Source organism: Grimontia sp. NTOU-MAR1 (assembly GCF_035758505.1).
Classification (GTDB): domain Bacteria; phylum Pseudomonadota; class Gammaproteobacteria; order Enterobacterales; family Vibrionaceae; genus Enterovibrio; species Enterovibrio marinus.
Window position 1 is genome coordinate 1,689,562 of sequence record NZ_CP142108.1, and the last position, 12,403, is coordinate 1,701,964.

The window sequence follows — 12,403 nt, forward strand, 5'->3', positions numbered from 1 at the left end:
TTTTTCTCAGAGAGCTTTTCACTACAATCTAAGTCGGGCATATACTTTTGAGTAGATAAATACTCATTAATTGAATTTTCATGAGTTTATGCGTAAATTAATACCCATTAGTGAACTCTGGGGTAATGATGATGGAGCAACTGACGATTCAGGCATTTATCAATGAACAATGGCTCGATATCGCCATCATTTCATTCCCTGAAAGTGACCTACACAACTACAAAGTCACCGCTGTTGACTATTTGCAGGACTATGCGATTGATCATTATGAAAAAGATGACCTGCACGCAGTTTCCATTAACCACCCAGTCGCTTTTTTCTTTGATGATAAAGGAGAACCCGGTTGGTTGAAGTTTCTCGACGACATCATGCCCAGTGGTGCCAGCAGGAAATACTGGGTTAAGCAATTAGACATTGAAGATCTTCCCCCTGCCGAGCAAGACTACGTCTTGTTGAGATATGGCACCATGTGTCCTGTTGGCAACCTTAGAGTCAAAGATTCTCTCCCAGATCGTTTTGATCTTGCCGATAATCTGTTCTTCTCGGTGGAAGATGTGAAAAGCCGCGCCAGTGACTTTTTAGATTATGCCCAACAGAGAGGTGCTGCGGCAGGCGGTGCAACAGGTGCAGGGGGAGAAGCGCCAAAGCTCCTTCTTCGCGCAGCTATCGAAGATAATCCAAATCACTGGAAAATATGGATAGATCCCTATCAGGACGACAACAGCAATCGGGATTTGCACTATTTAGTTAAATACCCACGAGGCTCAAGAAGTGTCATAGATTGCGATATTCTCCGCGCAGAGTTTCATTACTATCATGAACTGACAGAAATGGGGTTTGACACTATCCCAGTCGAGCACATGCGCCTGGAAGAAGGATCAGATTACCCCTCATTGTGGCTGCCTCGTTTTGACATTCGCTATAACTCTCAAGGGCAAATCGAAAGATTTGGCATGGAATCGGTCTATTCCATCCTGGGTAAAAGTGCTGGTGTCACCCTTGATCATGAAGAAACCATCAGAGCACTCATCGATAAAATCACTCAGAGTCATATGGTGACAAACCAAGGGTATCACTTTGATATTCAGGCATTCGTTATCGAATGGGTTAAAAGAGATCTTCTCAATATCCTCTTCGGAAACAGCGATAATCATGGGCGTAATACTTCATTTCTCAAAGGAAATGGTTACATCAAACTCGCGCCCATTTACGACTTTGCGCCAATGAAAGCAGACCCATCGGGTATACCAAGAACAACCAAATGGAAGGCACCGCTGGAGGTTGGTGGAACCTATGATTTTGTTGGAATAGCAAACACTTTGTCTGACCTGGTACCTAGCGAAAACTTGCTTCAAGCACTGCGTGATACGGCGGCCCAATGTATGGGTTTAAAGCAAAGACTGGCAGCAAAAGGGGTACCCGAAAAAATTCTCGAACTACCGGGTATTGGGTTCAACCATATCTCTGACAAACTGGCTAAGTGGGGGCTTCGATGAGCACAAACAAACCGTTACTTAACGAATCAGCTAGAGCGACCGTCGCTCGCCTGAAAGCCAACCGAGCACAGCTTTCACAAGTTCAATCAGATATCAGTGAAGCCACACAAAAGACCGTTTCAAACTCTCGGGCGACTCAACGGGTGTCAAAGAACAAGACACCGGTCAATGCAGCCGAGCGCAAAAATGTCGCCAACCGAATCATCAAGCAATTGCTGTTCGGGGAATTAACCCAAGGGCAAGCCTTAAAGGCGCTTAGGATAGATGTGCTGGGATTAAAGCAAGATGTGTTCGCCAAACTGGTCGACATTTCTCGAAAAACGCTTTCGGACATTGAGAACGATAGGGGCAGTTATAAGACGGACATATTGAACAAAGCATTTAAGCCATTTGGCTTGAAAGTGGGCTTGCTCCCAACCTCAGTCAGTACCTTGAACTCTTTATTACAGAGTGAAAGAGCAACGGATTAATACAGATTTATGGCTTAGATTTAGTTACCACGTATAAACCTTCTTCTATACCCACTTGGAAAAAAGCCAATGGATAACGCTTAAATATCACTCAGATCGCACGATTTAATCAAATTGCACATTTAGTGCGACAAGTTATACTCTGACTGTACTTTCAAATTGGAGCTCGATCATGCAGACACTAACAGCAAATGACGCCAAGCGTAATTTTGGAGAGTTACTTCTGAGCGCTCAGCGGGAACCAGTGAAAATCAGTAAAAACAGTAAAGACGCTGTTGTCGTCATGTCTATCAGGGACTTTGAAGAGCTTGAAGCTATGAAAGTCGAATACCTCAAGCACTGCTTTCATTCAGCCAAAGAAGAGCTCAACAGCGGTAAAACTGTCGACGGGGAAAGCTTTCTAAGTTCACTGTAATTATATGATAAATGAATAAATATAAGTTAAGTCAGTTAGCTCAATCCCATTTACTCAAAATAAAAAGCTACACCGTCGAAAACTTTTCTGAACTGCAGTGGCACAATTACAGAGAAATACTGCTTTCTGGGTTTCAGATGTTAGCTGACAACCCAGATATGGGAAGAAGCTGCAGCGAAATTTACCAGAATGGCTTCTGTTTGCACATTGGCAAACATACTGCTTACTACACCAAGGAAAACGGCTTCATTCTCGTTGTTGCAGTGCTGGGCCAATCACAGCTGCCCCAAAACCACCTGAAATAGTTTGCGTTGAGCGCAATATCGCTTCAGTAGATTCGGCTCCAAGAGTGACGCAAAGTTTACTCATTAGGGCTCCTCCTGCGCTATCCGCATCCCCCAAACAAATATGTTTTGGACGATGGAATCTGGACATCTTACCTTCCAACTGGAAACCTTACCCACTGATTGTCATTATTCATCTTATGCCGTTGTTATAATGCCGACGTTTCTGACTGGTCCATGGAGAGCCAAATGCGAATTGTTATCTGGGGGCTGATGCTGTCTCTGCTGTCTGCCCCTGCTCTGGCGAAATGGGATGACCCAGAGTATGTCAAAAGGGCGTTTAAACTGATTGCCCTCAGCAATGAATATGACAGTGACGAGCACCCTGTCCGTAAGTGGCAAAAACCGATCCGTATCTATATTGACCACCGTGTGGGCGATAAGGAACTTCATGGCATGCTGGCCAACAACCAGATTGACGATTTGGTGAGGGCAACAGGGCATGACATCAAGGTGGTGAACTCTCCGGAAAATGCCAACATCCGCATGGTGTTTACCCGCCAGAGCCGCTGGCAGAATGAAACCCGTGAATTGTGGCCGACACAGGAAAACTTTCCTTTTCATGGTGCCATCTGCATGGCGCATCTTTCCGTCTCGCCCAAGACGGAAATCAAAGAAGCACTGATTGTCATTCCTGTCGATCTCGCCCGCGAACGCGGTAAGCTCTTCGCCTGTGTGGTGGAGGAGCTGACTCAGGTGATGGGCCTGCCGAATGACTCTGACAAAGTCTTCCCTTCCATTTTTAACGATGGCTCTAAAAACAATGTGATGACAACGCTGGATATCACTTTGCTCCGCTTGCTCTATTCGTCAGACGTTCATGCGGGCATGACAGAGCAGCAGGTGATGCCGCTTCTAGATAGCTGGTTCAAGCAAAACCCCAACTGGTTGAAGCAATCGACCGATATGTATCTTAAGAGCAAGTTCGTGTCTGATTTTGGGTTGAATTAGCCCAGTCTCGGCAGGGAACGGTCAGCGCTGACTGACACCGACTAACAAATTAAATCCAGCACTTTATATGCAAAAAAAGCAAAAAAGATGAAATTTAATAGCACATATTCATCATTTGGATAGTTAATAATTTCTATTTTAGACATGGTAGTCATTAGAAAAGAAAGAAAAAGAAACGCCTTAACAGAATGTTCCGCAGTCACCTCAAATGTGCTTTTCTCTCCCCAAACAAATTATGCAATGAGATGCATTATCATATAGATATTTTTATTGATAACCGAAGCCAGTTTGCTCCTGGGCTTCGGAGACAAGAGGCTGTTGATTGTCACCAGCCATCTTGATCACTAAAATAAAATAGGAATATCAATATGTTAATAAACAAACTCAGTTGGTATATCACTGTTTCACTCGCAGTTATCTCTACGTCGGGTTTTGCACAAAGCAAAGAAGATCTGGGCATCGAGAAAGATCTTGGTATGACGATAGAAACGCAGAACCTGGCCCCCTTAGTGGTGGCCTCAGACGATCAGGCGATAAAAGACAGATACATCGTGATCCTCAAACAACCGTTTTTCCAAACGGGGAGCGTGGAAGAGATTCAGTCTTTCACGGAGCAAGCTGTCGCCAGTATTGAAACAGAGCAAGCGCTGACCATCGATCAGGTCTTTGATCGCTCTATCAGTGGCTTTGTGGCTGAATTGTCACCCGAGCAACTCCACGCGTTACGACAAGATCAGAGAGTGGAGCTGATTGAACAGGACCGTGTTATCTCGGTCGATCCCCTTGAAGGGGAAGACACCAACCAAAGCAATGCGATTTGGGGCTTGGATCGTATCGATCAGCGCGACCTGCCGCTGGATGGCAATTACAGCACTGATTTTGATGGTAGCGGCGTCACCGCTTACGTGATTGATACCGGTGTGACGATTACGCATCCTGAATTCGGTGGCCGGGCGGTATCAGGCTATGACTTCGTGGATAACGACGATGATTCAACAGACTGTAACGGGCACGGTACGCACGTTGCGGGCACCATTGGGGGTACAAAATATGGTGTCGCCAAGAACGTGAATATTGTCGGTGTCCGTGTCTTGAGCTGTTCAGGCTCTGGTTCTACGTCGGGTGTGATTGCGGGCGTTGACTGGGTTGCCGCGAATGCATCTGGCCCTTCTGTTGCGAACATGAGCTTGGGCGGTGGGGTCTCTATCGCGCTTGACCGCGCTGTTGCAAACGCTGTAGAGAAAGGAGTGAGCTTCATGCTCGCAGCGGGTAACTCTGATGCTGACGCGTGTAACGCATCACCGGCAAGGGAGCCAAGTGGCGTCACTGTGGGTTCTACGATGAGTAGTGACAAGCGCTCGAGTTTTTCAAACTGGGGAAGCTGTGTCGATGTCTTTGCTCCGGGCTCCTCGATTAAATCCGCCTGGTATGACGGCAGTTATAAAACAATCAGCGGAACCTCAATGGCAACCCCGCATGTAGCTGGTGTCGCCGCTCTGTATCTGCAGGAAAACAATACCCTGTCTCCGGCCGAGTTATCGGCGCTTATCAGCCAACGTGCGAGCGTAGGTAAAGTCAAAGATCCGAGAGGAACAGTCAACAAACTGGCTTACAGTCTGACAGACGGTGGCTGTGGTGATGATTGTCCACCTCCGGTAGAAGGCATTGAGCTCAATAACGGGGAAGCTGTTACCGGTATTGACGTGGCTGCCGGAGAAGAAGTGGATTTCTTCATTGATGTGCCTGCGGGCAAAAGCCTGTCTATCATGATGAGCGGCGGTACGGGCGATGCCGATTTGTACACCCGTTTTGGCGAACAGCCCACCACCAAAGAATGGGACTGCCGACCATATGCTTGGCGTAACAATGAAAACTGCGAGGTTTACAGCACCCAAGAAGGCCGTTATCACATTATGGTCAGAGGATATGTAGCCTCTGGCGGCATCAGTTTAGAAGCGAGATACTGAGCAAAGGGGAAGATTTAACACTTTGCTGAGGAAGCTTTCACGCTTTACAAAAAAGGATGACTTGCCGTGTAAGTCATCCTTATTGCCGATGATTAGTAGGAGAGAGGTGCTCACGACAAACATTATGTGAGAGAGGCAACTTAACAAGGCCACCAGTGTATTCTTCTCCAGATATAACCTTTTTGTTTCCCTCGTTTTCGAGCAAGAAATTGCCCCTGTTTGATCTGCCTTTCGGTTTTGGTTTCAACCCGTTGTACTGCCCCCGTTTGTTCGGTATCTAACCAAAAACAAAAGCACATCAGGGAAGGGTCAGTGGCGTACAGGGTTATAAAAATGACCGAACTTGCATCGTACGAGTTCGGCAAAGTCGAAGGGGGATTTTCGACGCTGGGTGAACGAGCATTGGAAGCCGTTTTACCTCAAGGCATCACCATACAAAAGTTTCAATCTCAGTTAGCAACTGGCGAATATGTGTTACTGAATGATTCGCCGGTCACCCCAGCACTGAAATCAACAACCAACTCAATGGGTGATAAGGTTTGGCAGGTCAATCCGGCTGCTGAATCCAGCTTTTCTCCTGAAGCCAAATCTGCGCTGACTTCACGGACGAAAGCCAAAGGATTTACCTCACGCTCGGGTTCTGAATCTAAAGCCCCTGCTGAGGCGCCTTACACGCCTGAAGCCAAAGTTGAAGAGAAACAGGAAAAGCCGCCCCAAGATTACGAATACCTGTTCGAAGTCGCCTGCTCGGAAGAGGTTCTTGCCAGCGAAGTAGGCTGTCAGTTTGCGCTGGGTAAAACGCCAAAGGAAGCCAGTATTGTCAGTTGGGAAACCAAGCTTTCTGAAACGGGCACCATTTTCTCAGCCAAAACAACTGACGACACGCCCCGCAAGCTTATCGCTAAAGTCGCTAGCGCGGAAAAAGGCGTGAGTAACCAGCCTCCTGTAAAGCTAAAACCCAAAGGCACAGACGCCGTTCGGGAAGCGTTTATTCCGGTGATCCCTGCCCTTCAGCTAGGCGACCGTTTGGGCTTTCCGACGGAAGGTTATTTCTACCATTTCCACGAAAATAAGCTGGTTCAGGAATACAAAATCCTCGGTGAAGGCCGCTGGGCATTTCAGGCCACACGTTCAACGCCGTTTAGCCTAAACAGTGAGCAAGGGCTGAATAAATATCAGGGCGCGATTCTGCTTTACTGGAAAATCAACAGTAAAGTCGTTATTGACCAGCACCTTATCTATCTCGACAGCCCAATCACGATTGAACAACTGGGTAATGTGAACGACCAATGGCTGAGCGAGCATGGCGTGATGATAGACATCCCTACCCTGCTGAATGCCAAGAAAGCCACAACGGCCGCCAAGAAGCCCTACAAACCGAAAACCTACAATGCGCCTGTTGATGTCGTCTACGACCATAAAGAACGCCTGTTAACCGGCTCGACACTCAAAGCCATCAACAATGAACGATTGGTAGAGAGTGGGTTGCCGGTAGTGAACATAAAGAAGTTGCCAAACAACAAGCTGACTATCGGTGTGTTCTTTGATGGAACGGGGAATAATCTTGAGAATGACAAATACAAAGAAGTAAGAGGTAGTACCTCCCGCACCAATGTAGCAAGATTGTTTGAAGCTTACCCAGAGAAGGAAGGTGAAATCGCCAAAATCTATATTTCTGGGGTAGGTACTCTCGATTTTGATTCCCGTGAAGAAGCCATCGAAGCGATAGACAATGACGAAGATTTGGAGATCACTGGCATGGCCACTGGCTCTTGGGATTTCTTTGGTAACTCAGATGCTTTTGATAAGTGGACATCTCTCATTGGAGCTTTAAGACGCATCACAAAAACCCTTGAAGAAACCGGGCACTATGAAAACATCAACCATATAGAATTTGATGTTTTCGGGTTTAGTCGTGGAGCTGCGTTGGCTCGTCATTTCGTCAATGCAGCAAATGTCGGTTTCCCAGACTATGACTCTCCGGTACCTCCCCCAAAGCCCCAGCATGGCCCACGTCACCACCCCCATCGTCATCGAAATAGTGACCAATTCAGTGTCGATGTTATCCCTCATCTTTTGAGTAGCGAACACAAAAGAGCAGGTAGGAGATGCCACTACTACATCGATAAATCAAGAAGTGTTAGCGTTCGCTTTGTTGGTATATTCGACACCGTCGGCTCTTTTGGTATTCCTGGAGACAATGATGAAGATGGTTTTAACTTAATCCTGTCCCCTTCTAGCGCAGAAACTGTCTACCACATCACAGCACACCACGAGTATCGGAAGAACTTCCCTCTTACCTCTCTAAAAGTTAATGGTGTATTGGCAGATAATTTTTATGAAGAGGTCTTCCCTGGCGCCCATGCTGATGTAGGTGGTGGTTATCCTTCCATGGCCCAATATGGAAAGAAAGGACTACCAAAACACTTGGACTTCCCTATTAACGATACATACAACAGAGAATTATTAAAAACAGTCAATCACCCAGGGTTGCAACCCAGAGATATGTTTCTGCTAGCGAGAAGTGAAGAAAGAGCTTGGGATAAGGAAGTGCAACAAAACTTCAAAAACCCGACACAACATGGCCGTGTTAAAAATGTTGGTAACACCCTCTATTATTACAGGCTTCAGCCAATTAATAATGGACTTCAAGGCTTGGCACAGGAAAGAATGAGACAACAAGGCGCAATTGCAGGTATCCAATGGCAAATGCGCAACTATGAAATGCCAAAAGACTTCAAAGAAAATGCCGAGCTTCCTTCACTCAATGCGAAACTATTGGCAATTGAGCCAGGGCAAGTTAATGCAAGCCACTGGGAAAGTGAAATAGCGCCAAACAAGCTGCTTTGGATCCACAGGCCTCACGACCCTCTGATCAACCCCGGTTATTCAAATATTACCGCTGCGCTGTCAAACGACGTAAACCGAGATTCCGAAGGGAAAATGTACAGGGAGATATTTAACAATGAGTAGAATCTTAATCAGTCTGGTAATGCTACTTGCTGTCTTCCCTTTTACTGGTTGCACGGATGACAGTATCCCGAGGGCTAAGCTTGGAAATGCGGGAAGCACTGATGGCCCCTACGGTATTAAAGAAATGGTTGTTTCTGATACCTCTGGAGGATTCTCAGATTTTGCATATGGTTTTGTCAGTAGCTACCCTGGTGCTTACGCAACCATTTCAGGCCTAGGCATACCCACTCACGTTAAGGGTTACTGGAGCAAGCACCCTGAATCAACGACAGACTCCCCTATTTATTATCGAATTGATAGTGCCATAAACAGCAAACTGGCTACTGAGAAAATGAAAGCGCTTGAGAATGCTTATAAAAACTTTGAGCCTTCAGGTGCATCTGTACAAGTCGTAGTTGATAAAGCTCATCTCAAAATTTTTTATACTTTCAGTTGCTTCAGTTCTTCGGATGACTGTTCAAAAAAAGAAGGGAGCGATCCAAACGGATGGATAGTGAGAAGTCCGAAAGATATTACGGATGTTGTTGTGCTCTTTTCTGGTGATGGAGAGACTTCACTTAAGCCCTTCCCAACATCGCCATATGACAATCGAATAATAAGAGCTGTCAATGTAGGTGAAACCGTTGTCAGCGAAGCGACTCTTCAGGATGTCGATTTGGTAAGCCACGAAGTCAACGACCAGATTGTGTTGCCTACTTCATTCTCCGTAAATTGGCGGAAGAAACTGAACCCAGACGCTGAATATTCCAAATGGCAATTTGATAACTATCAACTCACTGGCGACTTTAGTGCACTGGATATGATGGAAGAGAGTATTCAAGCCTATCGCAACGCCATGAACGGTTATATTAAAACCAGCACATTTGATATCTTTGCTGAAGATGAAAATCTTGTCATTACCTACAGTGCGGATTGCTTAACTGACACACCTGGGCAGCGCTGCAACGTCGCTGAAGACCCGAAAAAACGTTGGCGCTACTTCGACGAACTCGGTCGCCACGCTGTCGTCTTGTTTGAGGGAAAAGGAACGTTAATTGCTCATAGCAATCAGTAAGTACCTTCTTACAATATTGATGGCTTCACTCATTGTTGGTTGCTCCGATGAACAACGTCTAAATACAAAATTTGGCAATGCTGGCACCTTAGGTGGAACCTACAGTATCCGCGATGTATTGATTACGGACACTTCAGGCGCCTTTTCGAACTTCGGGTATGGCTCCGTCAGCGGCTACCCAGGAGCAAGTTCTGGTTTATCGGGGTTGGGAATTCCGGCTCACGTCTCAGCATATTGGAGTAAACCGTCTGAGACTTCTCCACACCCTGCAGCGTATTACCACCTCGATAGCGCCATTGATACGAAGTTAGCGAGCCAAAAAATCAAGACGCTAAAGGATGCTTATACGGCGTTAAAAGATAAGCCTGGTACTCTGCAAGTTGTGGTGGACAAAGACCAGATGCAGGTGCTTTACACGTTTAAATGCTTCGAAGTGTATGACGATTGCTCAAAAAAGGATGGCTCAGATCCGAATGGATGGATACAACCTAGCCCGGATGGAAATACTGACGTCGTCTTATTGTATTCGGGGAAAGGGAATACTTCTCCAACTGCTTTTCCCGCTTCTCCCTATGATCAGAGGCTTATCAGAACAAAGCGTGTAACAAGTACCAATATCACTGAGCTAAAGCTTAAAAATGAAGACGGAGAGCGGCGAGATTTGGGCGATAGCATGGCGCTCCCATCTTCCTTTGATGTTTCTTGGGCAACGAAAACAAACCCCGACGCCGACTATTCTCAATGGACATTTGACCGTTACCAGTTGAGTGGTAAATTGAACTCGCCTACAGACACTGAAAACGCAATCCAAGCCTACCGCAAAGCCACAGATGGTTATTTGAAAACCAGTACCTTTGACGTTTTCGCCAACAATGATCGCCTGTTTATTACCTACAGTGCTGCCTGTCTCACTGAAAAAATCGGAGAAAAATGCAACGTCGCTGAAGACCCCAAAAACCGCTGGCGCTACTTCGATGAACTCGGTCGCCACGCTGTCGTCTTGTTTGAGGGAAAAGGCGACCAAGTCCCCAGTGAGCAGGGTTAAATTCAGGCATAATTCAGAGGGATAAAAGAAACTCAGGATACATAATCCCTAGATCTTCACTCTTAGAGGTTTGGCATGGATTTCAAAGCAGAAGAAGCCAATCGACGCGAATTGGCGGTACGCCACTCCCCGGTGATGCAAAAAGTCGCGGCGTGGCTCAATCGTAAAAACATCACCCCGAACCAAATTTCGGTCATGAGCGTTGTTTTTGGCTTACTGGGCTTTTCCGCCATGCTCGCCAACCATTACTGGGGAGGCGATGTGCTGCTTTTGGTCACTGCGCTTTGTATTCAGTGCCGCCTGCTTTGTAATCTTTTTGATGGCATGGTCGCTATTGAAGGCGGTAAAAAAACACCCGCCGGCGAACTTTTCAACGATGTCCCAGACAGGATTACTGATCCCCTTTTCCTCATTGCTGCTGGCTTCGCTACCTATCTTGAGTGGGGAATGTATCTGGCATGGGCCTGCGCATTAGTGGCTGTTTTAACCGCTTACGTGCGTGTGTTGGGTACCAGCATGGGGTGTAAACCTGACTTTGGTGGCCCAATGGCAAAGCAACACAGAATGGCACTGCTAACAGCGGGCTTTATTATCCTTTTCCTCCAGAATCTCACTGATAGTTTCCTCGATGCGCCCGTTAATGCTATTGATGCCACGCTTATCATCATTTTGTTAGGCAGTATCATCACCTTCTGGAGAAGGCTTTTGACCATTTACAAGACAAAGGAAAATGAAGGGAGTGAAGGAGAAAACCATGACTGAAATACTCCCTCACTCTCTCCATGCAATGTATGCAGTTTTGCTGGCGTTGGTCTTGGGCACACTCATTTATCTGTGGAAGTCACGCACTAACCCAAACGCTGATTTTCTGGAGTTAAAGCTGAGGATCCGCTCGTGGTGGTGGATGGTGGGGCTGGTCTTTGTTGCTCTGTTTCTTCCGCTGCAATATACCTTGGTGTTCTTTGCTTTTCTGAGCTTTATGGCATTGAAAGAATTTCTCTCTATTGTGCCTATTCGACTTGCCGACCGACGAATTGTGTTCTGGGCGTACCTTTCTATCCCGTTAAATTACTATTGGCTGGGGAGCGGATGGTATGGCATGTACATCATTTTCATCCCTGTATATATGTTTCTTTATCTACCAATGGTTGCAGTGCTGATTGGAGATACGAAGGGCTTTATCCGCTCTGCAGGCGTGATTCATTGGTCTTTGATGCTCACCGTTTTCTGCCTGAGCCATATGGCATACCTCTTGGTACTTCCTTCTAAAAACCCTGATGCCGGTGCATTGGGAATGTTGCTGTTCCTCCTGATCTTCACCCAGTTAAATGATGTTTGCCAATACATCAGCGGAAAGTGTTTTGGGAAGCGCAAAATCGTTCCCAAAGTCAGTCCAAACAAAACGTGGGAAGGATTTATTGGTGGGGGGATCACCATCATTACCCTCTCATATTTCATTGCCCCTTATCTGACACCACTCACGCCATTGCAGGGTGTCGTGGCAGGACTGATTATTTCGATCAGCGGATTCATTGGTGATTTGGTGATTTCTTCGGTTAAGCGTGATTTACAAATCAAAGACACCAGCCAGTTGATTCCAGGTCACGGCGGTATTCTCGATAGGGTAGATAGCCTTATGTTCACCGCCCCATTGTTTTTCCACTACCTATATTATTTGTATTACTGAT

At 46.3% G+C, this 12,403-nt stretch carries 12 protein-coding genes; 11 read left to right on the forward strand and 1 reads right to left on the reverse strand.

Annotated elements, in window-relative coordinates; translation table 11 throughout:
• Positions 1-131 precede the first annotated feature (131 nt).
• The 4 genes from VP504_RS07810 to VP504_RS07825 all read left to right on the forward strand — a co-directional run bounded on the left by VP504_RS07810 (position 132) and on the right by VP504_RS07825 (position 2,686).
• Positions 132-1,496, forward strand: coding sequence for a type II toxin-antitoxin system HipA family toxin (locus tag VP504_RS07810; protein WP_325894003.1), 1,365 nt, complete (start codon positions 132-134; stop codon positions 1,494-1,496).
• Positions 1,493-1,966, forward strand: coding sequence for a helix-turn-helix transcriptional regulator (locus tag VP504_RS07815; protein ID WP_325893725.1), 474 nt, complete (start codon positions 1,493-1,495; stop codon positions 1,964-1,966). Before VP504_RS07810 ends, VP504_RS07815 begins: the two co-directional genes overlap by 4 nt.
• Before the next feature lie 172 nt (positions 1,967-2,138).
• A complete protein-coding gene (locus tag VP504_RS07820; RefSeq protein WP_062705160.1) occupies positions 2,139-2,381 on the forward strand; it encodes a type II toxin-antitoxin system Phd/YefM family antitoxin in 243 nt (80 codons plus the stop codon).
• A gap of 11 nt (positions 2,382-2,392) precedes the next feature.
• Positions 2,393-2,686 (forward strand): type II toxin-antitoxin system RelE/ParE family toxin, encoded by a 294-nt coding sequence (locus VP504_RS07825; RefSeq protein ID WP_325893726.1) that lies wholly within the window; start codon positions 2,393-2,395, stop codon positions 2,684-2,686.
• Here the strand turns inward: VP504_RS07825 and VP504_RS07830 are convergent.
• Entirely contained in the window at positions 2,628-2,750 is a 123-nt protein-coding gene (locus tag VP504_RS07830; RefSeq protein WP_325894098.1) for a hypothetical protein, read from the reverse strand. The genes VP504_RS07825 and VP504_RS07830 overlap by 59 nt on opposite strands.
• 164 nt (positions 2,751-2,914) lie before the next feature.
• Here VP504_RS07830 and VP504_RS07835 point away from each other — a divergent pair, with 164 nt between their 5' ends.
• The 7 genes from VP504_RS07835 to VP504_RS07865 all read left to right on the forward strand — a co-directional run bounded on the left by VP504_RS07835 (position 2,915) and on the right by VP504_RS07865 (position 12,402).
• On the forward strand, positions 2,915-3,676 hold the full coding sequence (locus VP504_RS07835; RefSeq protein WP_062705163.1) for a DUF2927 domain-containing protein: 762 nt from the start codon (positions 2,915-2,917) through the stop codon (positions 3,674-3,676).
• A gap of 368 nt (positions 3,677-4,044) precedes the next feature.
• On the forward strand, positions 4,045-5,643 hold the full coding sequence (locus VP504_RS07840) for a S8 family peptidase (protein WP_325893728.1): 1,599 nt from the start codon (positions 4,045-4,047) through the stop codon (positions 5,641-5,643).
• A gap of 333 nt (positions 5,644-5,976) precedes the next feature.
• On the forward strand, positions 5,977-8,616 hold the full coding sequence (locus tag VP504_RS07845) for a DUF2235 domain-containing protein (protein WP_325893730.1): 2,640 nt from the start codon (positions 5,977-5,979) through the stop codon (positions 8,614-8,616).
• On the forward strand, positions 8,609-9,670 hold the full coding sequence (locus VP504_RS07850; protein ID WP_325893731.1) for a hypothetical protein: 1,062 nt from the start codon (positions 8,609-8,611) through the stop codon (positions 9,668-9,670). The genes VP504_RS07845 and VP504_RS07850 overlap by 8 nt, the downstream gene beginning before the upstream one ends.
• A 19-nt stretch (positions 9,671-9,689) precedes the next feature.
• The gene (locus tag VP504_RS07855) at positions 9,690-10,715 is read left to right on the forward strand and encodes a hypothetical protein (protein WP_325893733.1); all 1,026 of its coding nucleotides are present in this window, start codon (positions 9,690-9,692) and stop codon (positions 10,713-10,715) included.
• Positions 10,716-10,790: 75 nt separating this feature from the next.
• Positions 10,791-11,477 (forward strand): CDP-alcohol phosphatidyltransferase family protein, encoded by a 687-nt coding sequence (locus VP504_RS07860; RefSeq protein WP_325893734.1) that lies wholly within the window; start codon positions 10,791-10,793, stop codon positions 11,475-11,477.
• Entirely contained in the window at positions 11,470-12,402 is a 933-nt protein-coding gene (locus VP504_RS07865; protein WP_062705174.1) for a phosphatidate cytidylyltransferase, read from the forward strand. The genes VP504_RS07860 and VP504_RS07865 overlap by 8 nt, the downstream gene beginning before the upstream one ends.
• Position 12,403 lies beyond the last annotated feature (1 nt).

Excerpts from the sequence above, each read along its gene's own strand:
- VP504_RS07835 (WP_062705163.1), top strand. The coding sequence starts at position 2,915 with ATGCGAATTGTTATCTGGGGGCTGATGCTGTCTCTGCTGTCTGCCCCT.
- VP504_RS07855 (WP_325893733.1), top strand. The coding sequence starts at position 9,690 with ATGGCTTCACTCATTGTTGGTTGCTCCGATGAACAACGTCTAAATACA.
- VP504_RS07820 (WP_062705160.1), top strand. The coding sequence starts at position 2,139 with ATGCAGACACTAACAGCAAATGACGCCAAGCGTAATTTTGGAGAGTTA.
- VP504_RS07840 (WP_325893728.1), top strand. The coding sequence starts at position 4,045 with ATGTTAATAAACAAACTCAGTTGGTATATCACTGTTTCACTCGCAGTT.
- VP504_RS07845 (WP_325893730.1), top strand. The coding sequence starts at position 5,977 with ATGACCGAACTTGCATCGTACGAGTTCGGCAAAGTCGAAGGGGGATTT.
- VP504_RS07825 (WP_325893726.1), top strand. The coding sequence starts at position 2,393 with ATGAATAAATATAAGTTAAGTCAGTTAGCTCAATCCCATTTACTCAAA.
- VP504_RS07810 (WP_325894003.1), top strand. The coding sequence starts at position 132 with ATGGAGCAACTGACGATTCAGGCATTTATCAATGAACAATGGCTCGAT.
- VP504_RS07860 (WP_325893734.1), top strand. The coding sequence starts at position 10,791 with ATGGATTTCAAAGCAGAAGAAGCCAATCGACGCGAATTGGCGGTACGC.
- VP504_RS07815 (WP_325893725.1), top strand. The coding sequence starts at position 1,493 with ATGAGCACAAACAAACCGTTACTTAACGAATCAGCTAGAGCGACCGTC.
- VP504_RS07830 (WP_325894098.1), bottom strand. The coding sequence starts at position 2,750 with ATGAGTAAACTTTGCGTCACTCTTGGAGCCGAATCTACTGAAGCGATA.
- VP504_RS07865 (WP_062705174.1), top strand. The coding sequence starts at position 11,470 with ATGACTGAAATACTCCCTCACTCTCTCCATGCAATGTATGCAGTTTTG.
- VP504_RS07850 (WP_325893731.1), top strand. The coding sequence starts at position 8,609 with ATGAGTAGAATCTTAATCAGTCTGGTAATGCTACTTGCTGTCTTCCCT.